Origin of the sequence: Streptomyces sp. NRRL F-6492 (assembly GCF_001280125.1) — a bacterium.
GTDB lineage: Bacteria > Actinomycetota > Actinomycetes > Streptomycetales > Streptomycetaceae > Streptomyces.
The window spans coordinates 80,108-100,431 of record NZ_LGEG01000057.1; the positions used below are offsets into that span (position 1 = coordinate 80,108).

Sequence of the window (20,324 nt, forward strand, 5' to 3'; positions counted from 1 at the left end):
TCAGATGAGGAGGAGGCAGGTCGCCCACCCTGATGCAACGGGATGGGACGTGTTGAGGGTGTGAACCGTCAGGAGCACGCCGTCAGCTCCCGTGAGCAGGCCGGCGCCCTCGGGGAGCTCGCCGCGCTCCAGGCGGGCGGTGAACTCGTCGCGGAGGCTCGGCAGCATACGGCGCAGCGGGCTGGTGACGGAGGCATCGGCAGCGGCCTGTTCCGCCGCGAGGCACAGTCCGGCCCAGCCGTGGCAGACCGTCAGGTCGGTGACGCGGTCGAGCTGCCTGGGGTCGCCCAGACATGCGGCCAAAAGATCCTCTGCCCGAACACGGCTGTCCTTCATGTCACAGGCCACAGAAGCCAGTTGGAGGGCACGGGCGATGCCAGGCGTCCCGTAGCACCACGAAGGCCGGCCCGCGCGGTACTGGGGCACCGGCCCGTCCAGCCATGCGTCCAGGCCCAGGGTCTCGGGCCATGCGGCGCCTCCCTCCGGGGCGGGCAGCGCCCAGCGTTCCAGGAGCCGGCACGCGTCCGTCAGTGCTTCCTGCTGGCCCGGCACGGACAGCCCCGCGCGGGCTGCCAGCGCCAGGAGCGTGATGGGGCCGGCAACACCGTGCGCCACTCCCCAGTTCGCGTGCCCGGACGGGAAGGCGTTACCAGGCCGTCCGGAGGGCCCGTCGGAAGTCCACCACCCCGGCACCTCGTGGCCACGCACGCTGACCGGTTCTCGAAGGAGGCGCACCAGGTACCGCAGGACACCACACAGCAGCTCAGGGCTTGACCCCCGGTGCAGGAGATACGCGCCCAGCCCGCTCAGGCCGGAGATCAGGTCGTACTCCCGCATCCGGGCCGGCCGACGGCTGTCCAGGCGCTCGTGCGCCGCCGCCAGCCGCGCGGAAACCATCTCGACCAGAGGCTGCTCCAGGCTCGCGAGAGCAGAGCGGTAGGCCGGGTGCCCCACGGTGTGGAGAGCGAAGGCGACGGCGGGCGCCCCGTAGAACAGCCCCGCACTATCCGGGTGGGCGGCTGCCGGCTCGCCGGCCATCGCGCGAGCGGCGCGGTGCGCGGACTCCCACCGGCCGGTGCGCTGTGCGAGGAGCCCTTCGTGGATCACGGAGCCAGGCAGGCCGCGCCCGAGGTCGTGTGTGAGGTCACCCATCGAACGCCTCCCGCGCGATGAGCGACCGGCACGCCTGGCGGGCCGCGTGACGGCACGCCGCCTCCGACTCACGGTCCGGGCCCAGCAACCGGTTGTGGTGCATGTGGAGCAGGGACTCCAGCAAGGGGCCGAGCGGACGGTCGCCGACCTGCGCACGGTAGGCGCCCAGCGCTGTGTGCCGGCGTTCCCGCGCGGTGGTGCTTCGGTCGGTCCATCCGGTGCGGCGTCCGAGAGGGCCCACGCGGACCTCGTCCAGCACGGCCCGAGTGACGTCCTGCTGGCCGGTGGTGGGGGCGCCGGCGGCAGCCAGCCAGCGGACGCCGTCCTCGCCCCCCAGCAGTCCACGCGCCGTGTCGACCATGCCGAGAGCGCACAGAACGAGGCGATCGGCCTTGGGCGCATCGGTGAGCAGGGCGCGGACGACGTCGCTGTCCGCGACGAACACCGCCTCGGCACGTTCGAGGGCCAGCCCGGTTCCGTAGCGCCCGAATTCGGGCCGGTAGCCGTCGATGACGAGCCGGGAGGCCAGCGCGGCGTCCTGGAGCTGCTCGGTCCAGGCGGCCAGGGCCTGGGTCACCGCAGCGTAGGTCTCAGGGGTGGCGGCGATCCGGAGACGAATGTGCTCGTCCTCCTGCGACGTCCGGTAGCGGATGTACCAGCACTGTGGGTCGCCCAACGCATCGAGCAGTGCGGGCAGTCGGCGAGTCAAGATCTGGTCCATCACCGTGGGGTGGGTGAAGATCTTGGCCTGTGCCCAGCGTCCGTCGGCGCCCGGCGGCGCCAGCATCCGGTTGTGAACCACGGGAGCTGCCGAGAGGTCCGGGTGGGGCAGAGGGGGCCTGGCAGAGGTCATGGACAGGGTGAGCTCGTGAGCGTGGCCGATCCAGCTCATCTCACCGTCGTCGGCGGCCTCCGTCATCTCAGCCCTGTCGTGACGCTGAAGGTGGGCGTGCAGCAGCCGTGCGTGCACCGGCTCGGCGAGATCCAGACGTAGGTACCGGTCGTCGGAGAACAGCTCCAGGCGGCGGGGGCAGTTCCACTGCCTGGCCCACGCGGACAGCGCCTCGTGCCAGACGTCGGTGAATTCGCCGGTGGGAAGGTCTCCGACAGTCAGCCGCCAGCGTGCCGGCGAGAGGACGGCTCGGCCGTACCGGACCCTCGGCAGGTACGAGAGGCCCGGTGCCAGCGGTCCCCAGTCGAAACGGGTCCATGCAGCGGCGAAGCTACGGGAGAGCAGGGCTACGAACCGGGCGATCGGAGGGGCCTGCTTCTCCAGGGCCAAGGGGTGCAGAACCACGGGCTCGACCACACAGCGCCTGGAAAGGCTCACGAGGAGCATCCGCCGCCCCGTGGAATACACCGCGAGATCTTCGAGCGGAATCACATCGTCGCCCGGCGCCCGGTGCTCACCCACGGGAATGACGTACGGGAGGAACTGGGGAATGCGCGCGATGTTTTCCGCGTGCGGATGCGGCGCGGCAAAAGAAAGCTGCGCAGAAAGGGCGCCGTCGACCAGCGTCGGCAGCTTGCCGTAGGCCGCCCCGATGGCTTTCTCGTCGAGCGTCGCGGCGAAGCGGCCGGAAAGGGTTCCAGTACTCCACGACGGACGCACGGAAAGCGTGAAATTTCCTTGGTCGACGGCCTGGGGCGTCGCGGCGTGAATCCGAACGGCCATCTCCATGTGCGGGACGATGGGGACGTCATCGATGTCCACGGTGCACAGATCGTCAATGTCGGAGTCCGTGAGCCGGATCTCGTCGTCCCCTTGGAGGGCGGCCTTCCACGCCAAGCGCATCAGCAGCTCATCACGCGGGAGCACACGCACGGGCGGCTCGGAGTAGAGGGACATGGGGAAGCCCGCCGGCAGGCCGGCTCCGGCAGCCAGGTCGGCGGCCTCACGTACGGGGACGAGACTGCCCGCGCCGTACCGTTCCCAGAACATCTCGTGATACGCGGACCACGGGGGCTGCTCCCGCAGGTTCCTGGTGAGCCGGAGCAACGCCTCCCCGGCACGCTCGGCCTCCCGAATGACGACGGAAGGGACGCGGACCGAGGCGTCGAGCCGCAGATCGATACTGAGTCGCGTCCTGCCCTCGTCGCAGATGGCCGTCATGGTGGCGGCAGCGGTACGCCGCAGCTCTCGGGCCGGCACGGGGCTGGTGCCCGAGTTGTGGTCGGCGAGCAGGCGGTGTACGTCGTCCAGCTCCCCGAGCATGGCGCCCGTCTCGGGGTGCAGGTTGACCAGGTGGGGCACCAGCAGTCGGAGGATGTGGCCGAGAGGATCGGTCTCGGTCATCGGGGCCGCCAGCGAGCTCGTGAGCGCACCCGCTTCCAACGCCTGGCCGAGGAGCTGGGCGGCCTGACTGGGTGTGGCTCCGAGCGTGGAGAGGTGTTTCACGATGTCGCGACCGAGGACCGGGGTGGCGGCGAGTCGGAGCACGGTGGCGAGCGGCCTGCTGATCCGCACAGTGGCCAGGCGCCCCCCGGAGAGCTGCCTGTCCAGGACGTCACCGTGTCTGACGGCGAGGGGGTCCGCGTGGAACGAGAGATGGGGCAGTACGTCTGGGCGGACCGCGAGGCTCTTGCGCACGTGGTCCAGCCACAGAGTGTCCGGCCGTGCAACGGGTTTGTGTGCCGCGCCGATCGCCCCGGCACACGGGCCGCACTCGGCAGTGGCCACGCCGGCGAAGAGGCCGAACGGAGTCGGCCGGCCTGCGGCCCGCAGAAAGTACCGGGCCGTGGAAGCCACGACTTTCCGGAGCTCCTTCGGCGGGGTGTCGTCGCCGCGCAGGACGCGGTCGACGGCGTGCGCCAGTCGGGGGCTTGCCGACCGGGTGGCGTCGGAGAAGTCGGGGATGGCCCAGACTGCCTTCAGCCAGCGCTTGTAGTCGTCCGGCTGATCCCTCTGGGGCCAGCGGACGCTCTGGGAGGCCAGGGGCAGTACAGCGGCCCGGACGAGGAGCACGTCACCGCTGCGCAGGAGTTTGGTTCGCGTCGTCATGGGTTCCCCTTCCGCCGGGCCCGTGCGGGACGGGCGCGCCGCCCCGCACAGACCTCAGCTCAGCTCAGGTGTCAGCTCGCGCAGGCGGAGGCGCAGGTGCTGCCGCACCCGTCGCCGCTGCCGCAGTCGACGGGGACGGGGGTGGGCGAGCTGGTGATGCTGATGTCGAGGTCCCAGTCGTCTTCGATGCCGGGCATCGCGACAGCGGCAGTGGCGGGAGTGGTGATCTGAGGAGACAAGGCTGTACCTCCGAGTAGGACAGCTCGCGGAGTGCGAGCGGAGAGAGGACTTCTCTCGCCGAGAAAAGTAGAGCTGCAACCCCCTCGATAGGAAGCCGGTAATCCCCAATTCAGGAAAATGGCATATGCGTTTCATGGTGAAAGGAATTTGGGCACGCCGAATTCCGGAAGTGTCAATTAGATGCTTCCGGATTGTTGGATTGAGTCGTTCTGGAATGATCCCAATGCGACGCCGGGGTACCCCCTTTCTGGTGTACCTATTTCGCTCCTGGGTACGGTGGGTGGGGCGCCTGCTCACGAGACCTGTGTGAGCAGGTGCCCCGTCCGCCCCGCTGACCGTCAGGGATCGAGGCGGAAGTAGGAGTGCGCGACTCCGGGGGAATTGGTCACGGGTCATTCCCGGTGCCGCGCACGATCAAGGCGTGACGCAGAGCGTCACCGGGGGGCTGGCCCCTCCTCGGCCGGCAGCCGTATGCGGCGGACCCCATACAGCGGCTCATCGCCTTGGGCGGTGATGAGGAGCACGCTGATGAGCTGCACCACGGCGAGTAGGGCCGTCATCGTGACTGACTCCAGGGAAGAGAAGGGGGGGTGGGTCCGGCCGGCCGGGAGCGGTGCCGGCCGGACCGTCCTCGCTGTCTCCTGTCGGCAGCGAGGGGCGCGACTCGATGAGGAGGGGGATCGAGTCGTGGGCTAGCCGGGGCAGGCGTCGGGAAGGCGGCGCAGGCCGCCGACCACGCGCCGCAGCAGGACCTCGTCCGGAGGCGCCGGCTGCGTGAGTGCCTGCTGAGCTACCGCCTCCTCATCCGCCTCGTCGGCCTGGCGCCGACGCTGGACGGCGAGGGAGGCTTGAGCCGCTCGCCCCTGGGCGAGAAGGCGGGCCAGAGCTCCCGAAGTCGTGCGGTAGGAGAACTCGGTCGCGGGATGCTCGGGGTTGCCGCTGTCCCGGGCCAGGACCGATAAGGCCACCGGGCGGTCGGGGTCGTCGGCCGCCTCCTCGGGGGACAGCACGCGCAAGCTGAAGTCCTCGAACTCCCCTACATCGCCCATGAGACGTCCTCGGGGGCGGGGGTGAAGGTCAGGGTCTTGCCGGTGGCGTCGAGAGACCACTGCATCCCGGACGAAAGCCGGCCGATGAGGTCCAGGCCCCGCCCGCTCTCGGCGCCGGGGCGAGGTGTGCCCATGGGGATGGGCACGACGTGGGAGGCGTCCCACACTTCGACGCGCATGTCCGGTGTGGTGATGCGCACCTTGAAATCGGCACCCTGGGCGTGCCGTACGGCATTGGTGGCGGCCTCGCTGACCAGGAGTACGCACACCATGGGGTCCTGGGCGAGGCCCGCGTAGACCTCCTTGACGAAGCGACGGACTTCCGAGATGGACTCGGGGGCCCGGCGAAACCTCCGCTCGTGAGTGGTGTCGCTAGGTAAGCGTGATGCTGCTGCTGTGACGTGCTGTTCCAGTTGCATGGAAGCCTCCAGCGCGCGGCCGGTGACGGCCACGCAAGACGATCACATCCGGCAACGAAACCGCACCGGTGCGTGACGTAAAGAGTGGTGCGTACGCAGGTGCGTACGCAAGTCCATGTGCTGAAATACCCTCGGAAGTGCCGTCAGTTGATCCCTTCGCGCTACCCTGCGCAGGACGCCAACCGGCGCAGAAGGGAGGGACACCATGGCAATCAACACCGCCGCCTTGGTCGCGCGCCAAAGGTTCGGTTCTGCGCTCAAGGACGTGCGAACCAACGCGGACGGCGGCCCGATCAAGCAGGCCGACGTCGCCAAAGCGATGGGCCTCGCCCGGTACGACCGCTACAGCCGCATCGAGCGAGGCGAGTCCTGGCCTACCGACAAGGAATGGCCGGCGATCGTCAAGTGCCTCCAGATGGACACCGAGGACCGCGTCCGGCTGACCACCATGCTGAAGGAGGGCCAGTCCATCGGCCGCGCCTGGTGGAACGAGTACGAGGGCGAGCGCCCGGACTCCCTGATCGAGTTCGTCGCTTACGAGGGCAGCGCCGCGAAGATCACCACGTGCGCAGGGAACGTCGTCCCGGGTCTCCTGCAAACCCCGGACTACGGGCGAACCCTGCAAAGCGCCCTCTCCGGTGGAGCGATGAGCGCCCTTCAGATCGAGCGGAACGTCGATTTCCGTGACAAGCGGCGCCAGATCCTGGCGAAGGAGAACCCGCCGGCCGTCGAAGCGGTCATCGGCGAGGCAGCACTCCGTCAGAAGGTCGGCGGCGCCGAGGTCATGATCCGCCAGCTCGACAGCCTCCTCGACGACGCTGCCCATCGGCACGTCAGCTTCCGAGTCGTCGACTTCGGCGCCCCGGCCACACTGACTTACTTCTTCCACCTGTTCGAGTTCGGTGAGAAGAGTGAGAACCCCATCGCGGCATTCGACGCCGTGACGGGGATGACTTTCAAGAAGAGTCCCAAGGAACTGCGTGAGGTCCGCGACTTCATCGAGTCGCTGCGGTCCATCGCGCGCACGCCAGAGGACTCATTGGAATTGATCGAGACGATCAGGAAAGAGCTGGCCCGTGAACACTGAGGGTGCCCGTACCGACAACCTGAACACCCCCGCCGCGATGGCGTACGACCTGTCGGGCGTCCAGTGGACCAAGTCGTCGTACTCCGGCGGCGGCGGCTCGGGTGACTGCGTGGAGTACGCGAGCGTTGGCGGCGCCGTGGCCGTACGCGACTCGAAGAACCCTGAGGGCGGCAAGCTCTTCCTGGGCGTTCAGCAGTTCGCCGGCCTCGTCGCCATGGCCAAGGGCGCGCAGCTCTAGGTTCCGGTTGCCCGGCAGTAGCGTTCCTGCCCGCGGATCCGCCGCAGGGCGGCGGGTGTACTCCGGCTCACCGGTCGGTGATCAGGGCCGAAGACGGCCCTGATCACCGACCGGGTCCCGCAGGCCACCAGCGCGACCAGCCGCAGGTGCGGATGGTGAGGATGTTTTGGAGGACAAACCTCTTCTACAGCAGCTCCGCTGCCTCGTTCACCAGTCTTGACGAACAGCGACCACCCCAAACTGAACGGCGTCGGGGCTAGGCAGTGTCCCGTGGATCACCACATGAGGTAATTGATCAATGAGCTACTTCATGTACGACGTCATGGGCGGGACGGTCGACGAGCCTGACTCGGAGACGATGAAGCGAGTGCTCGACGGTCTGGCACAGGCCGATGACGAGCACCCCGATGTCTCACTCACCCATGAAAGCGGGTGGTCCCTCAGCGCCTTCGGTGACGGTCTGCTGGTCTGGGAGAACCCGGACGAGGACTCGATGGCTCCGGGGGAGATGCGCGATGTCGCCCGCGAGGAGGTTCTCCGGCTCTTCGGACTGCTGGCGGCGGGTGACATCGCATCGGTTGAGGCGCTCTCCTGGCAGAGATGACCGGCCTCAGCGTCAGGTTCGGACCCAGAGGAAGATTGCTGCGACCTGAAGTGCCGCGAGGTAGTGCACGGCGAGCTTGTCGGTGCGCATGGCGATACCGCGCCACTGCTTGAGCCGGTTGATGCATCGCTCGACAGTGTTGCGGTGCTTGTACGCCTGGCGGTCGAAGCTGGGCGGGCGGCCGCCGCGTGATCCGCGCCGCTTGCGGTTGGCGATCTGGTCGGCAGGTTCCGGGATCACCGTCGTGATGCCGCGACGGCGCAAATAGGAGCGGATCGCGCGGGAGGAGTACGCGCGATCCGCGCTCACGCTGGCCGGTCTCGTCCTGGGTCTGCCGTTCCCGATCCTGGGCACGCGGATGCCGGCCATGACGGCCTCGAAGTAGAGAGAGTCGTGGCGGTGCCCAGCCGCGACCAGCAGTGACAACGGACGGCACCGGCCGTCGGCTGCCAGGTGGACTTTGGTGGTCAGCCCGCCGCGGGACCGCCCGAGAGCGTGATCATCCGGTTCTCCTGATGGAGCCCCCTTTTACGGGCGCCGGCAGCGTGCTGATGAGCGCGCACGGTGGTGGAGTCCACACTGACCAGCCAGTCGATGTCTCCGGCTGCGTCGGCCTGGGCCTGGAGTTCGGTCAGGATCCGCTGCCAGGTGCCGTCCCTCGCCCAACGCCGGAAGCGGTTGAAAACCGTCTGCCAGGGACCGAACCGCTCAGGCAGGTCCCGCCATGCGTTGTTGCCCCGGTACTTCCATGCCACCGCGTCGATGATCACCCGATGGTCCCGCCATCGACCACCGCGCGGCGGATCCGGCGGCAGCAGTCGCCGAATCCGCTCCCAGCCCTCATCGCTCAACCCACCCCTGGACTCCACATCGGATCAAACGATCATCTGATCCACGGGACACTGCCTAGGCCTCCAGCCTCGCCGGCAGGTCGAAGAGCGGGAACCAGCGCTCGGTGTCCAGGAAGAAGTCCATCCCCGCCACCTTGCCCTCCCGCACCTCCAGGACGATCAGCGCCCACGGGCCGAAGCCGCCCGCCGGGTCCGGGTGGTACTGGGCGAACGCCGGCGAGCCGTTCGCCACGGTCGGCACCAGCTTCGAGCCCGCGCAGACCTCGCCGACGCCCAGCATCCAGCCCACGATGTCCTCGTGCCCCCGGAGCCACAGGTCGTACGGCGGCATGGACATCGTCGCGTCCTCGTGGAGGAGCGCGGTCAGCGCCTTCATGTCGTAGCCCTCGAAGGCCGCGACGTACCGCTCCAGGAGCGCCTTCTGCTCCTCGTCCAGCGGGTCCGCCGGGTCGGAGGCGGCCGGCGCCTGCTCGGCCAGGGTCGCGCGGGCCCGCTGGAGCGCGCTGTTCACCGAGGCCACCGAGGTGTCGAGCAGCTCCGCGACCTCGCTCGCCCGCCAGGCGAGCACCTCGCGCAGGATGAGGACCGCCCGCTGCTTGGGCGGCAGGTGCTGGAGCGCGGCCACGAACGCGAGCCGCACGGTCTCCCGGGCGACGGCCGCCTCCGCCGGGTCCGCCACCGAGGGCAGCACCCGTCCGTCCGGCACCGGCTCCAGCCAGGTGATCTCGGGCTGCTTCACGAGCTGCGCCCGCTCCACCGGCGTGGGGGAGGTCAGGTCCATCGGCCGCGCCCGCCGGTTGCCCGCGCTCAGCGCGTCCAGGCAGACGTTGGTCGCGATCCGGTACAGCCAGGACCGCAGCGAGGAGCGGCCCTCGAAGGAGTCGAGCGCCTTCCAGGCCCGCACCATCGTGTCCTGCACCGCGTCCTCCGCCTCGAAGGAGGACCCGAGCATCCGGTAGCAGTAACCGGTCAGCTCACGGCGGTACTCGTCGAGTTCCTCGGTCGTCGCGACCACGGTGTCGCTCATCGGTCCACACCCCGCTCACCCTCACCGGCACCCGTCCGGTGCCGATGAGAGCGAAGCTACCGCAGCGCACTGACAGCCGGGGTCACGTTCCCGGCTTGCGCCCGTACACGTAGACGTCGTCCCCGTTGCGCAGCAGGTTCCAGTACGCCTTGGCGTCGGCGGACGTCATGTTCACGCAGCCGCCCGAGCCCGGCGGGTTCCACATGGACTTGGTGGTCGAGTGGAAGGCCTGGCCGCCGTCGAAGAACTGCGAGTACGGCATGGAGACGTTGTAGAGCGTCGACCAGTGGTTGATGCTCCGCCAGTAGATCTTCTTCGCGCCGGTCCGGGTCTCGGTCCCGTCCTTGCCGGTGCGCACCGGCACCGGACCGTACTTGAGCGTGGCGCCGTCCTGGATCCAGCTCAGCTGCCGGGTCAGGTCCACGCAGGCGATCCGGCCCTTGTTGGTCGGACACCTGCGGTCCTTGTTCGGGTTCTTCCCGGCCGCCTTCTGCTGGAGCATCGTGTTCATGGTGCGCCAGGTGATCTCCCCGGCGTACCCGGCGCTCGGGGTGATCCCGTGCTTCTTCTGGAAGGCCTGGATGGCCGTGCAGTCGGCGGACGACTGGCGTCCGTCGACCGTCCGGCCCAGGAACTTCTCCACCTGCTTCTGGTACGGCCCGGTCGTCGCGTTGCAGGAGGCGGCCTCCGCCGTCCCCGTCCCGAGCGCGACCGTCAGCGGCACCACCAATGCCGTCAGACCGGCCGTGACGGCCGCCTTCCGGCCCGTCCGTCGTATGACTTCCCTCATGATCCTCTGCACCCCCTGGAGTCCTGTCCCTGAAGACGTACGGGGGAGTCTGGCGGTTGCGGGCCGTCGCGGGAAGTACGGGTCCGGGGGAGCGGGCCCGTCAGGCGGTCGCCGGACGGATCCGCCGCGCCTCCACGCGCGCGCTGTGCGTGCCGTACAGGGTGATCGAGACGACGCCGAGGACCGCGACCAGGCCGATCAGGACCGTGCCCGCCCAGCCGCCCGCGTGGAAGGCGACCGCGCCGAGCGTGCCGCCCGCGCTGGAGCCCAGGTAGTACGCCGACTGGTACAGCGCCGAGGCCTGCGCCCGGCCCGTCTTCGCCGTGCGGCTCACCGAGGAGGACGCGACCGCGTGGCCCGCGAAGAAGCCGGCCGTGATCAGGACGAGGCCCGCCAGGACCGCCGGGAGCGCGTCCGAGAGCGAGAGCAGCAGGCCCGCGGCCGTGGTGGAGACCGCCAGGTAGAGCGCCCCGCGCCGGCCGAGCCGTCCGACGAGCCTCCCGGCCGCCGCCGAGGAGACCGTGCCGACCAGGTACACCAGGAAGATCGAGCCGATCACGCCCTGCGGCAGCGAGAACGGGGCCTCGACCAGGCGGTAGCCGATCACGGTGTACACCGCGCCGAAGACCGTCATGAACAGGGCGCCGATCGCGTAGAGCCGCATCAGCAGCGGGTCGGCGAGGTGCGTGCGGACGGTACGCGCCAGCGCCTTCGGGTCGAGCGTGCCCGGGGTGAAGTGCCGGGCCTTCGGGAGCAGCGCCCGGAAGGCGAGCGCGCACGCCAGGGAGAGCAGGCCGACGGCGGCCAGGCCCGCGCGCCAGCCCCACAGCTGGGCGACCCAGCCGGACACGATCCGGCCGCTCATGCCGCCGATGGAGTTGCCCGCCACGAAGAGGCCGATCGCGCCGATCAGCGCCTTGGGCCGCACCTCCTCGGCCAGGTACGCCATCGCGGAGGCCGGGAGGCCGGCGAGCGCCGCGCCCTGGAGGGCGCGCAGCACGACCAGGGACTCCAGGTTCGGCGCGAGCGGCACCAGGAGCGCCAGGGCGACCGCGACCGCGAGGGAGACGGTCATCAGCGTGCGCCGGCCGAAGCGCTCCGAGAGTGCGCTGAGCGGCAGGACGCACAGGGCGAGGGCGCCGGTCGCGGCGGAGACCGTCCACGAGGCGGCCGACGCGGTGGCGCCGAACCCGGCGGAGATCGCCGGGAGGAGGGCCTGCGTGGAGTAGAGGAGGGTGAAGGCGGCGAGTCCGGCGGCGAAGAGCGCGAGGCTCATGCGGCGGTGGCCGGGGGCGCCGGGGGCGAGACGGGTGTCGGCGGACGCGAGGGTGGCGGCCGCCCTGGTACTGGCGGAAGGCATGCCACGAACGTAGGACGCCGGGTTTCATGCGTCCAATGCACGGAACTGCTGTAATCGTTCCCATGGCGCATGAGTACAGGTCACAGCCCCGGCTGTCACCGAGTAGTAACGAAGAAGACATGGGGCTGCTGCTCGCGCCCCGGCTCGCGTACTTCGCGGCCGTCGCCCGGCACGAGCACGTGACCCGGGCCGCGGCCGAGATGGGCGTCCCGCAGTCCACGCTCTCGCGGGCGATGGTCCGGCTCGAACAGGACCTCGGCGTGACCCTCTTCGCCCGCCGGGGCCGCACGGTCTCCCTCACCCCGGCCGGCCGCCGCTTCCTCACCGCCGCCGAGCGGGCCCTCGCCGAGGTGGAGCGGGCCGCCGACACCGTACGCGCCGACGCCGACCCGGCCGCCGGGCGGGTCGCCTTCGGGTTCCTGCACACCATGGGCTCCGAGACCGTCCCCGGGCTCATCCGCGCCTTCCGGGTCGACCACCCCCGGGTCCGCTTCACCCTCGTCCAGAACTACGGCGAGGCCATGATCGAGCGGCTGCGGGCCGGCGACCTCGACCTCTGCCTGACCTCGCCGGTGCCGGACGCCCCCGACCTGGTGGCCCGGCGCCTCGACGAGCAGCGGCTGCGGCTGGTCGTCCCGGACGACCACCGGCTCGCGGGCCGCAAGCGGGTGCGGCTCGCGGAGGCCGCCGACGAGACCTTCGTGACCCTGGAGCCGGGGTACGGGCTGCGCCGCATCACCGACGACCTGTGCGCGGAGGCCGGGTTCAAGCCCCGGGTGGCCTTCGAGGGCGAGGAGGCCGAGACCCTGCGCGGCCTGGTCGCCGCCGGTCTCGGCGTCGCCCTGCTGCCCCCGCCGGCCGTGCCCCGGCCCGGCGTCGTCGAACTGACCGTCACCGCCCCGCGCGCGGTCCGCGAGATCGGCGTCGCCTGGCTCGACGGCCACCCGGACACGGCCCCGGTGGCCGCCTTCAAGAAGTTCCTCCTGGGCCGGCGCGGCCACCTGCTCCCGAAGGAGCCCTCACCGGCGGAGTGAACCGCCGAACCCCGCCGCCAGCGGCATCCGCAGGCCGAGCGGCGGGGGCGCGGCGAAGGCGTCGGTCAGCGGGCGGGCGACCGGCCGGGCGAAGAGGGAGCCGAGGACGAAGTCGGCGGCCAGGGCCCGGACCTCGTCCGCGTACTGGCGCAGCGCGTGGCCGTCCGAGTGCACCTCGAAGCGGCAGGTCTCCCGGTTCGCCTTCTTGGCCCGCTGGGCGAAGCGGAACGACAGCTCCGGGTCCGTACGGGCGTCGTTCGTGCCGTGCACGAGCAGCACCCGGCGCCCCGCCAGCTGCCGCACCGGCTCCGGCTCCGCCGCCACGTCGTCCTCCGGCAGCCAGGGCGCGAGCGCCAGGACCGCGCCTACCGCGTCCGCCCCGGCCGCCCGCAGCGCGGCCCGCCCGCCGAGCCCGTGCCCGGCCAGGCAGACGGGGACGTCGCCGTAGCGCCGCACCGCCTCCGCGACCGCCCAGGAGGCGTCCGCCGCCAGGTCCGCGTCCGCGCCGTTCCAGCCGCGCGCCCGGTAGCGCACCACGTGCGCGACGAGCCCCTCCGGCCGGCCCGCCCGCACCAGGGCGCGCCCGAGCGGGACCATCGCCGCGTGGGCCCGCGCGGAGGCCCGGCGCCTCGACGACGGCTCGCCGTCCGGCAGGAGCAGCACCACGCCGCCCGCCGTCGACGTGCCGGAACCTCCAACGGGCCGTCCGAGCCGGGGTCTCCGTGCGTCGGGCGGTCCCACGAGTGCGAAGTGCGCCATGGCAGAACAGTCTCAGAAGCCGAGGTGTACGCCGGCCGTACGGGCGGTCACTGTTGCGTATCGCCGCCCGCGTTTCGAACGGACGTGCCCGGCAAGCCCGTTCGAGCCCGGGGATGCCGCCGCGAACGCGCGGAGAGCCGGGCGTGACGAGGGGCGCTCTACGCGCGTAGGGGCTAGAGTGCGGCAATGACGAGCCAGACCCACAGCGTTCCCACCGCGGACCAGATCCGCCGCGCCCCGAAGGTGCTGCTCCACGACCACCTCGACGGCGGGCTGCGCCCCGGCACGATCGTCGAACTCGCCCGCGAGCAGGGCTACGAGAACCTCCCCGAGACCGAACCGGACAAGCTCGGCGCCTGGTTCCGGGAGGCCGCCGACTCCGGGTCCCTGGAGCGGTACCTGGAGACCTTCGCGCACACCTGCGCCGTCATGCAGACCCGGGAGGCCCTCTTCCGCGTCGCCGCCGAGTGCGCCGTCGACCTCGCCGAGGACGGCGTCGTGTACGCGGAGGTCCGCTACGCCCCCGAGCAGCACCTGGAGGGCGGCCTCACCCTCCAGGAGGTCGTGGAGGCCGTCAACGCGGGCTTCCGCGAGGGCGAGCGGCGGGCCAGGGCCGACGGCCACCGCATCCGGGTCGGCGCCCTGCTCACCGCCATGCGGCACGCCGCCCGCTCCCTGGAGATCGCCGAACTCGCCAACGCCCACCGCGACTCCGGCGTCGTCGGCTTCGACATCGCGGGCGCCGAGGCCGGCTACCCGCCCACCCGCCACCTCGACGCCTTCGAGTACCTCAAGCGGGAGAACAACCACTTCACGATCCACGCCGGCGAGGCCTTCGGGCTGCCCTCCATCTGGCAGGCGCTCCAGTGGTGCGGCGCCGACCGACTCGGCCACGGCGTCCGGATCATCGACGACATCGAGGTCGCCGAGGACGGCTCGGTGCGCCTCGGCCGCCTCGCCGCCTACGTCCGCGACAAGCGGATCCCGCTGGAGATGTGCCCCTCCTCCAACCTCCAGACCGGCGCCGCCGCCTCGATCGCCGAGCACCCCATCGGGCTGCTCCGCACCCTGCACTTCCGCGCCACGGTCAACACCGACAACCGCCTCATGAGCGGCACGAGCATGAGCCGGGAATTCGAGCTCCTGACCGAGGCGTTCGATTACACGCTCGACGACATGCAATGGTTTTCCGTCAATGCGATGAAGTCGGCGTTCATTCCTTTCGATGAACGACTCGCCATGATCAACGAGGTCATCAAGCCCGGGTACGCCGAGCTCCGGTCCGAATGGCTGTTCCAGCAGACCGCCGCGACCAGCGGATCTTCCGGTACGGAGGACTGAGCGGCGGCTCCGGGAAGGAGCGGGGGCGGCCGGGCGGGCGCGACACCCGGCCGCTTTCCGGTGTTTGCGGAGGAGATCCCCGCTGGTTAGGTTGCAGAGCCGCTCTGCGTTCCCCATTCCCGGATTTCCCCGTACGGCTTTCCCGAAGCCCCCGGATTCCCCCAAGGAAGATTCTCAGATGAAGCAGTCCGCCAAGAAGCTCGGTGTCGCCGCCCTCGGTGCCGCTTTCGCCGCTGCCGCCGCCGGCACGGCCTCCGCCGCCCCGGTCGCGCCCGCCGCCCCCGACGCGCTCGGCCTGGTGACCCAGACCGTTCCGCTGGGCGACGGCCTCACCGAGCTCCCCAACGGTGCCGCCGAGTCCCTCGGTGCCGGGCAGGGCGCCCTCGGCCAGGGCCTGGAGCAGGGCGTGAAGACCCTCCCGGCCGCCGCCGGCCAGGCCACCCAGAACCTCCCGCTCGCCGCCACCGCCGGCGCCCTCGGCGGCACCCCGGTCGGCGGCCTCCTCGGCGGCCTGCCGCTGAACGGCCTCCCCCTGAACGGCCTGCCGCTCGGCTGACCCGGCCCGTACGACTCCGTGCCCACGCCGAAGGGGCGCGCACCCGGAACCTTCCCGGGTGCGCGCCCCTTCGGCGCGTCGGCGCCTACCAGGCCCCGGCCGCCGTCTTCCGCTCCGACGGCAGCAGCAGCCACAGCGCCAGGTACAGCAGGAACTGCGGGCCCGGCAGCAGGCAGGACGCCAGGAAGATCACGCGCATCGTCGTCGCGGAGGTGCCGAAGCGCCGGGCGAGCGCCGCGCACACCCCACCGATCACGCGTCCGTCACGGGGGCGGATGAGTGCGGCCATGGTGGGCTCCTTCGGAGTCGGTCCGGGAGCCGCTCCGTCGGGCTCCCGATGACTCCATACTGCCGCCGGAAAGGGAGACGAAGCGTCGGTCTACCGGGCGATCGGGACCCTGGAAATCGTCGGGGTCGCACCCTGAGAACCCTCGTTCCGCAGCAGGGCGGAACCCCGGCCGCGGCCGGTCCCTCCGGAGGACCCCGGACGGCCCGCCTCCGACCTGCGGCGCAGCCAGGTCCGCCCGGCCGGGACGAGCAGGAGGTGCGCGAGCGCCACGCCCGCCGTGTTCAGGAGCACCGAGTCCACGTCCACGACCTGCCCCGGCACCGCGGTCTGCAGCAGTTCCACCGCGAGCGACACCAGGGCCCCGGCGGCGACCGTCCGGACCAGGGAGGCCCAGCCGGGGACGTCGAGCCGGCCGTCGGCCATCGGGAGCAGCACCCCGAGCGGGGCGAGCAGCAGCAGGCCCTCGCCGATCAGCCGGGCCGCCTCGGCGGAGCCCAGCGCCAGATCGGCCCGCAGGCCGTCCAGGGGGATCGTGTTCGGCGCGGTCACCCAGGCCACGTCCCGTGGCCGCAGGCTGACCCAGGCGACGAGCAGCAGATGCGCGAGGAGGAGGAGGAACCCCGTCGCGCGGACGACCACGGCGGCACTGCCGCCCGAACCTTGACGCTGCACGCCCCCCAAGACGTCCCCGGGAGCGACATCGGTTCCGCCGGGCGACGACTCAGCCGGTCGGGGACCCCGGAACCGACCCCGAGGCCGAAGCCGAAGCCGAGGCCGTCGCGGTCGGCGGCGGGGCCGTCGGCGGGGCGGACTCCGGCCGCTCGCGCAGCTCCGTCGTACAGCGGTAGCGCTTCGGCGCGTACGGGCCCGGGCCGCCGAGCAGGACCGTGCGGTCGCTCGTGCCCGCCGAGCTCTCCGCGAAGGAGCAGACCAGCTGCGACAGCGCGACCGGCGCCAGGTCCTCCGGCTGCCGGCTCAGCCGCAGCGTGCCCGCCGGATCGTCCCGGTGCCCGCCGCCCACCGTCAGCGGACCGCGCACCGCGGTCGTGAACCCGGCCCGCCGCTCGCTCTCCGAGGGCACCGCGAGCAACTGCGTGAGCAGCAGCCGGGCCGTCCGCACCGGATCGGCGTCCGCCTTCCCCTCCGGCAGCGGCGACCGGCGCTCCACCGTCTCCAGCTGCGAGCCGCAGACCAGGAACACCCGGACCGGCACGCCCGTGGTCCCCGTCGTCCCGTCCTCGGCCGTGCTGCACGGCACCCGGGACGGGGCCGCGCCCGCGTCCACCGGGACCGACGTCGTCCTGATCCCGCAGCCGGCGACCAGGGCGGCCAGCACGACCGCGCCGGCCGTACGCCCGTAGGTGCGGCGCCTCACGCTTCCTCCACCTCGCCCCGGCCGCTGCGGGTCCTGACCTCGCTCGTGATCCCGGAGGCGTCCAGCGGCAGCCGCAGCACGAACACCGCGCCGTCCACCTCCCCGTCCTCGCCCACCGAGTTCGACGCCGTGATCGAACCGCCGTGGATCAGGGCGTTCTCCATGGCGATCGACAGTCCGAGACCGCTGCCCTCGGACCGCGGCCGGGACGCGCTGGCCTTGTAGAAGCGGTCGAAGACGTGCGGCAGCACCTCCTCGGGGATGCCGGGGCCGTGGTCGCGGACCGCGATGACCAGCTCCCCGTCCTCCGTGCGCACCGACACCCGCACCGGCGAACCGCCGTGCTTGAGCGCGTTCCCGATCAGGTTCGCCAGGATCACGTCGAGCCGGCGCGGATCGAGCGGCACCACGATCCCGCGCTCGGCGTCGAGGTCCACCGCGTCCAGCCACGCGCGCGCGTCCACGCACGCGGTGATCTGGTCGGCGATGTCCACCTCGTCGAGGACCAGCCGGGCGGTGCCCGCGTCGAAGCGGGTCACCTCCATCAGGTTCTCCACCAGGTCGTTCAGCCGCCGGGTCTCGCTCACCACGAGCGCCACCGCCGGCGCGATCATCGGGTCCAGGGAGTCCTGCTCGTCCTCCAGGACCTCCGTGACGGCCGTCAGGGCGGTCAGCGGGGTCCGCAGCTCGTGCGACATGTCGGCCACGAAGCGCCGGCTGGACTCCTCCCGCGCGCTCATGTCCGCGACCTTCTTCTGCAGCGACTCGGCCGCGCCGTTGAACGTACGGGACAGGTCGGCCAGTTCGTCCGCGCCGGTCACCCGCAGCCGGATGTCCAGCTTGCCCTCGCCAAGCTGCCGGGCGGCCTCCCCGAGCCGGTGCACCGGACGCAGCACGGTCGTCGCCGCGACCTGCGCGAGCAGCACCGAACCGGCCACCGAGAGCGCGGTGGCGATCCCGAGCGACCAGGCCAGCGAGTTCAGGTCGGCCCTCTCCGCCGCCAGCGACTTGAACATGTAGCCGGCCGGGCCGCCGCCGTCGATCCGCGTCCCGCCCACCAGGTACGGCGTCCCGTTGCGCTCCGTACGCTGCCAGAACAGGTGGTACGGATACGGGTTGGCGTCCGTCACCGGCCGCCGGGTGTCCACGGCGTCCCGCAGCGGGCGCGGCACGTCGGCCAGGGTGAAGTCGTCCGGGTCCGAGGCGCCCACGATCGGCTTGCCCTCGTCCCGCTCGCCGAGCAGCAGCACCTGGTAGCCCGCGCTGCCGCTCGCCATCTGCTCGGCGGTCCGCCGCAGGTCGTCCTGGCCGGGCCGCAGCGGCAGCGTCGCCACCCGGTTCTGCATCTCCTGCCGGAAGTCGTTGAGCGCCCCGTCCTGGGTGCGGGTGAGCACCGCCTCGCGGTTGAGCCAGTACGCGATGCCGGAGGCGGCGACGGCCGCGGTGAGCGCGACCAGGGCGAAGACGACGACGAGCCGCAGGCGCAGGCTGGAGAGGCGCAGCCGCGCGAGGATCCCTCTGCTCACGCAGGGACGTCCAGCCGGTAGCCGACGCCGCGCACGGTGCGGATGAGGGTCGGCGAGGACGGCACGTCCTCCACCTTGGCGCGCAGCCGCTGCACGCAGGCGTCGACGAGCCGCGAGTCGCCCAGGTAGTCGTGCTCCCACACGAGCCGCAGCAACTGCTGCCGGGACAGCGCCTGTCCGGGCCGCCGGCTCAGCTCCAGGAGCAGCCGCAGCTCGGTCGGGGTCAGCTGGAGGTCCTCGCCGTTCTTGGTGACCGTCATCGCCGACCGGTCGATCACGAGCGAGCCGTACGTCGCCGAGTCCGTCGACTCCCGCTCCCCGCGCCGCAGTACGGCCCGGATGCGGGCGTCCAGGACCCGGCCCTGCACGGGCTTGACGACGTAGTCGTCGGCCCCGGACTCCAGGCCCACGACCACGTCGATGTCGTCGCTGCGCGCGGTCAGCAGGATGATCGGCAGCTGATCGGTCCGGCGGATCCGCCGACAGACCTCGAAGCCGTCGATGCCGGGCAGCATGACGTCGAGCACGACCAGGTCCGGCCGCTGCTCGCGCAGCAGCTGGAGGCCGTCCTCGCCCGTGGCGGCGGTGGCCACCCGGTGACCCTGCCGGGACAGGGACAGCTCAAGGGCCGTACGGATGGCGTCGTCGTCCTCGATCAGCAACAGAAAAGGCACGGCAGCATTCTGTCTCATTCGGCCGTCCGAGTTCGACCGCCAGGGACCACGCTTCCGCGACGGCCCCTGTGACACGCCTGTGACAGTCGGCGGACAACGCCATGAAGTCCCGGCGGCAAGCTTCTTGGCACACGGACCGAAACACACTCCAGCCGACGGGGGGCGCGAGATGAACGCACTGCACAGCACCAGCTCAAGCGCAGTTGTCACGCGTCTCCACGACGTCGTGCGGAGCACGGAGAAGTCCGGCGCGGCAACCGGGGGTACCTCCCTGCTCGGGGGAGGACGGGGGTGCGTTCGCGGCGTCGGACGTCAGCGCAAGGCGCCGCACATGGTGGCCGTCGCTGACGGGGGAGCGGTGTACGGGGAGGCCACGGGGGAACGCCCCGGTTGTTCGGAGGCCGAGTTCACGGCCTACGTCCAGGAGCGTCGGGCCTCCCTGTACGCCACCGCCTACCACCTCACCGGTGACCGTTTCGAGGCCGAGGACCTGCTCCAGAGCGCGCTGTTCTCCACGTACCGCGCCTGGGACCGGATCAGCGACAAGGCCGCGGTCGGCGGGTACCTCCGCCGCACCATGACCAATCTGCACATCAGCGCCTGGCGCCGCCGCAAGCTCAACGAGTACCCCACCGAGGAGCTGCCGGAGACGGTCGGCGAGACGGACGCGATGCGGGGCACGGAGCTGCGCGCGGTCCTGTGGCAGGCGCTGGCCCGGCTGCCCGAGCTCCAGCGCACGATGCTGGTGCTGCGGTACTACGAGGGCCGGACCGATCCGGAGATCGCGGAGATCCTGGACATCAGTGTCGGCACGGTGAAGTCGAGCATCTGGCGCTCGCTGCGGCGACTGCGCGAGGACGAGGTGCTGAGCTTCGGCCGTGACGAGGAGGAGTCCTTCGGCGAGCTGGTGGCCTGAAGGTCGGGGGGAAACGGGGGAAGGCAGGGGGGGAAG

General features: G+C 71.3%; 22 protein-coding genes. 7 read left to right on the forward strand and 15 right to left on the reverse strand.

Going from position 1 to position 20,324, the window contains the following annotated elements:
• From ADL08_RS07450 to ADL08_RS07465, 5 genes are all read right to left on the reverse strand, one after another.
• Positions 1 to 1,152, reverse strand: a complete 1,152-nt coding sequence (locus ADL08_RS07450) for a lanthionine synthetase C family protein (RefSeq protein WP_053641268.1) — start codon at positions 1,150 to 1,152, stop codon at positions 1 to 3.
• Complete coding sequence (locus tag ADL08_RS07455; RefSeq protein ID WP_053641269.1) at positions 1,145 to 4,153, reverse strand: lantibiotic dehydratase; 3,009 nt, start codon at positions 4,151 to 4,153, stop codon at positions 1,145 to 1,147. Before ADL08_RS07455 ends, ADL08_RS07450 begins: the two co-directional genes overlap by 8 nt.
• Positions 4,154 to 4,224: 71 nt before the next feature.
• On the reverse strand, positions 4,225 to 4,350 hold the full coding sequence (locus ADL08_RS35195) for an FxLD family lanthipeptide (protein ID WP_078968209.1): 126 nt from the start codon (positions 4,348 to 4,350) through the stop codon (positions 4,225 to 4,227).
• Positions 4,351 to 5,085: 735 nt separating this feature from the next.
• Positions 5,086 to 5,442 (reverse strand): hypothetical protein, encoded by a 357-nt coding sequence (locus ADL08_RS36480; protein ID WP_053641270.1) that lies wholly within the window; start codon positions 5,440 to 5,442, stop codon positions 5,086 to 5,088.
• Positions 5,430 to 5,861 carry an ATP-binding protein gene (locus tag ADL08_RS07465; RefSeq protein WP_159043081.1) on the reverse strand — a complete coding sequence of 144 codons (432 nt, stop codon included), beginning with the start codon at positions 5,859 to 5,861 and terminating at the stop codon, positions 5,430 to 5,432. The genes ADL08_RS36480 and ADL08_RS07465 overlap by 13 nt, the downstream gene beginning before the upstream one ends.
• Before the next feature lie 205 nt (positions 5,862 to 6,066).
• Between ADL08_RS07465 and ADL08_RS07470 the strand changes: the two genes are divergently transcribed.
• The 3 genes from ADL08_RS07470 (at position 6,067) to ADL08_RS07480 (ending at position 7,790) form a co-directional block, all read left to right on the forward strand.
• Positions 6,067 to 6,948 (forward strand): helix-turn-helix domain-containing protein, encoded by an 882-nt coding sequence (locus ADL08_RS07470; protein ID WP_053641272.1) that lies wholly within the window; start codon positions 6,067 to 6,069, stop codon positions 6,946 to 6,948.
• On the forward strand, positions 6,938 to 7,186 hold the full coding sequence (locus ADL08_RS07475; protein WP_420709611.1) for a DUF397 domain-containing protein: 249 nt from the start codon (positions 6,938 to 6,940) through the stop codon (positions 7,184 to 7,186). The genes ADL08_RS07470 and ADL08_RS07475 overlap by 11 nt, the downstream gene beginning before the upstream one ends.
• Positions 7,187 to 7,484: 298 nt before the next feature.
• On the forward strand, positions 7,485 to 7,790 hold the full coding sequence (locus ADL08_RS07480) for a hypothetical protein (protein ID WP_053641273.1): 306 nt from the start codon (positions 7,485 to 7,487) through the stop codon (positions 7,788 to 7,790).
• Between the two features lie 12 nt (positions 7,791 to 7,802).
• Here the strand turns inward: ADL08_RS07480 and ADL08_RS35205 are convergent.
• The 4 genes from ADL08_RS35205 to ADL08_RS07505 all read right to left on the reverse strand — a co-directional run bounded on the left by ADL08_RS35205 (position 7,803) and on the right by ADL08_RS07505 (position 11,818).
• Positions 7,803 to 8,659, reverse strand: a protein-coding gene (locus tag ADL08_RS35205) for an IS5 family transposase (RefSeq protein WP_234352036.1) whose coding sequence is annotated in 2 segments (ribosomal slippage) — positions 7,803 to 8,320 and positions 8,320 to 8,659 — 858 coding nt in all. Because the reading frame shifts where the segments join, the coding sequence is not laid out codon by codon here.
• Between the two features lie 37 nt (positions 8,660 to 8,696).
• Positions 8,697 to 9,668 carry a sigma-70 family RNA polymerase sigma factor gene (locus tag ADL08_RS07495; RefSeq protein ID WP_053641274.1) on the reverse strand — a complete coding sequence of 324 codons (972 nt, stop codon included), beginning with the start codon at positions 9,666 to 9,668 and terminating at the stop codon, positions 8,697 to 8,699.
• A gap of 82 nt (positions 9,669 to 9,750) precedes the next feature.
• Positions 9,751 to 10,458 carry a L,D-transpeptidase family protein gene (locus ADL08_RS07500; protein WP_053641296.1) on the reverse strand — a complete coding sequence of 236 codons (708 nt, stop codon included), beginning with the start codon at positions 10,456 to 10,458 and terminating at the stop codon, positions 9,751 to 9,753.
• A gap of 100 nt (positions 10,459 to 10,558) precedes the next feature.
• Positions 10,559 to 11,818: an MFS transporter gene (locus ADL08_RS07505; RefSeq protein WP_053641275.1), complete on the reverse strand. Its 1,260-nt coding sequence runs from the start codon at positions 11,816 to 11,818 to the stop codon at positions 10,559 to 10,561.
• 62 nt (positions 11,819 to 11,880) lie between these two features.
• Between ADL08_RS07505 and ADL08_RS07510 the strand changes: the two genes are divergently transcribed.
• Positions 11,881 to 12,852, forward strand: coding sequence for a LysR family transcriptional regulator (locus ADL08_RS07510; protein ID WP_078968211.1), 972 nt, complete (start codon positions 11,881 to 11,883; stop codon positions 12,850 to 12,852).
• Here the strand turns inward: ADL08_RS07510 and ADL08_RS07515 are convergent.
• A complete protein-coding gene (locus ADL08_RS07515) occupies positions 12,838 to 13,611 on the reverse strand; it encodes a dienelactone hydrolase (protein WP_053641277.1) in 774 nt (257 codons plus the stop codon). The two genes, ADL08_RS07510 and ADL08_RS07515, sit on opposite strands and share 15 nt — an antisense overlap.
• Positions 13,612 to 13,797: 186 nt before the next feature.
• Between ADL08_RS07515 and ADL08_RS07520 the strand changes: the two genes are divergently transcribed.
• Complete coding sequence (locus ADL08_RS07520; protein WP_053641278.1) at positions 13,798 to 14,952, forward strand: adenosine deaminase; 1,155 nt, start codon at positions 13,798 to 13,800, stop codon at positions 14,950 to 14,952.
• Between the two features lie 178 nt (positions 14,953 to 15,130).
• The gene (locus ADL08_RS07525; protein WP_053641279.1) at positions 15,131 to 15,508 is read left to right on the forward strand and encodes a hypothetical protein; all 378 of its coding nucleotides are present in this window, start codon (positions 15,131 to 15,133) and stop codon (positions 15,506 to 15,508) included.
• Positions 15,509 to 15,593: 85 nt separating this feature from the next.
• Here the strand turns inward: ADL08_RS07525 and ADL08_RS07530 are convergent, their stop codons facing one another.
• The 5 genes from ADL08_RS07530 to afsQ1 form a co-directional block, all read right to left on the reverse strand.
• Positions 15,594 to 15,797, reverse strand: a complete 204-nt coding sequence (locus tag ADL08_RS07530) for a PspC domain-containing protein (RefSeq protein ID WP_053641280.1) — start codon at positions 15,795 to 15,797, stop codon at positions 15,594 to 15,596.
• A gap of 90 nt (positions 15,798 to 15,887) precedes the next feature.
• The gene (locus ADL08_RS07535) at positions 15,888 to 16,469 is read right to left on the reverse strand and encodes a VanZ family protein (RefSeq protein WP_053641281.1); all 582 of its coding nucleotides are present in this window, start codon (positions 16,467 to 16,469) and stop codon (positions 15,888 to 15,890) included.
• A 49-nt stretch (positions 16,470 to 16,518) separates the two neighbouring features.
• The gene (locus ADL08_RS07540; RefSeq protein WP_053641282.1) at positions 16,519 to 17,172 is read right to left on the reverse strand and encodes a hypothetical protein; all 654 of its coding nucleotides are present in this window, start codon (positions 17,170 to 17,172) and stop codon (positions 16,519 to 16,521) included.
• Positions 17,169 to 18,698, reverse strand: coding sequence for a sensor histidine kinase (locus tag ADL08_RS07545; protein ID WP_053641283.1), 1,530 nt, complete (start codon positions 18,696 to 18,698; stop codon positions 17,169 to 17,171). Before ADL08_RS07545 ends, ADL08_RS07540 begins: the two co-directional genes overlap by 4 nt.
• On the reverse strand, positions 18,695 to 19,372 hold the full coding sequence (gene afsQ1, locus ADL08_RS07550; protein ID WP_017239746.1) for a two-component system response regulator AfsQ1: 678 nt from the start codon (positions 19,370 to 19,372) through the stop codon (positions 18,695 to 18,697). Before afsQ1 ends, ADL08_RS07545 begins: the two co-directional genes overlap by 4 nt.
• Positions 19,373 to 19,541: 169 nt before the next feature.
• Here afsQ1 and ADL08_RS07555 point away from each other — a divergent pair, with 169 nt between their 5' ends.
• Complete coding sequence (locus ADL08_RS07555) at positions 19,542 to 20,288, forward strand: SigE family RNA polymerase sigma factor (RefSeq protein ID WP_053641285.1); 747 nt, start codon at positions 19,542 to 19,544, stop codon at positions 20,286 to 20,288.
• Positions 20,289 to 20,324 lie beyond the last annotated feature (36 nt).

Excerpts from the sequence above, each read along its gene's own strand:
- ADL08_RS07450 (WP_053641268.1), bottom strand. The coding sequence starts at position 1,152 with ATGGGTGACCTCACACACGACCTCGGGCGCGGCCTGCCTGGCTCCGTG.
- ADL08_RS07455 (WP_053641269.1), bottom strand. The coding sequence starts at position 4,153 with ATGACGACGCGAACCAAACTCCTGCGCAGCGGTGACGTGCTCCTCGTC.
- ADL08_RS35195 (WP_078968209.1), bottom strand. The coding sequence starts at position 4,350 with ATGCCCGGCATCGAAGACGACTGGGACCTCGACATCAGCATCACCAGC.
- ADL08_RS36480 (WP_053641270.1), bottom strand. The coding sequence starts at position 5,442 with ATGGGCGATGTAGGGGAGTTCGAGGACTTCAGCTTGCGCGTGCTGTCC.
- ADL08_RS07465 (WP_159043081.1), bottom strand. The coding sequence starts at position 5,861 with ATGCAACTGGAACAGCACGTCACAGCAGCAGCATCACGCTTACCTAGC.
- ADL08_RS07470 (WP_053641272.1), top strand. The coding sequence starts at position 6,067 with ATGGCAATCAACACCGCCGCCTTGGTCGCGCGCCAAAGGTTCGGTTCT.
- ADL08_RS07480 (WP_053641273.1), top strand. The coding sequence starts at position 7,485 with ATGAGCTACTTCATGTACGACGTCATGGGCGGGACGGTCGACGAGCCT.
- ADL08_RS07495 (WP_053641274.1), bottom strand. The coding sequence starts at position 9,668 with ATGAGCGACACCGTGGTCGCGACGACCGAGGAACTCGACGAGTACCGC.
- ADL08_RS07500 (WP_053641296.1), bottom strand. The coding sequence starts at position 10,458 with ATGAGGGAAGTCATACGACGGACGGGCCGGAAGGCGGCCGTCACGGCC.
- ADL08_RS07505 (WP_053641275.1), bottom strand. The coding sequence starts at position 11,818 with ATGCCTTCCGCCAGTACCAGGGCGGCCGCCACCCTCGCGTCCGCCGAC.
- ADL08_RS07510 (WP_078968211.1), top strand. The coding sequence starts at position 11,881 with ATGGCGCATGAGTACAGGTCACAGCCCCGGCTGTCACCGAGTAGTAAC.
- ADL08_RS07515 (WP_053641277.1), bottom strand. The coding sequence starts at position 13,611 with ATGGCGCACTTCGCACTCGTGGGACCGCCCGACGCACGGAGACCCCGG.
- ADL08_RS07520 (WP_053641278.1), top strand. The coding sequence starts at position 13,798 with ATGACGAGCCAGACCCACAGCGTTCCCACCGCGGACCAGATCCGCCGC.
- ADL08_RS07525 (WP_053641279.1), top strand. The coding sequence starts at position 15,131 with ATGAAGCAGTCCGCCAAGAAGCTCGGTGTCGCCGCCCTCGGTGCCGCT.
- ADL08_RS07530 (WP_053641280.1), bottom strand. The coding sequence starts at position 15,797 with ATGGCCGCACTCATCCGCCCCCGTGACGGACGCGTGATCGGTGGGGTG.
- ADL08_RS07555 (WP_053641285.1), top strand. The coding sequence starts at position 19,542 with ATGAACGCACTGCACAGCACCAGCTCAAGCGCAGTTGTCACGCGTCTC.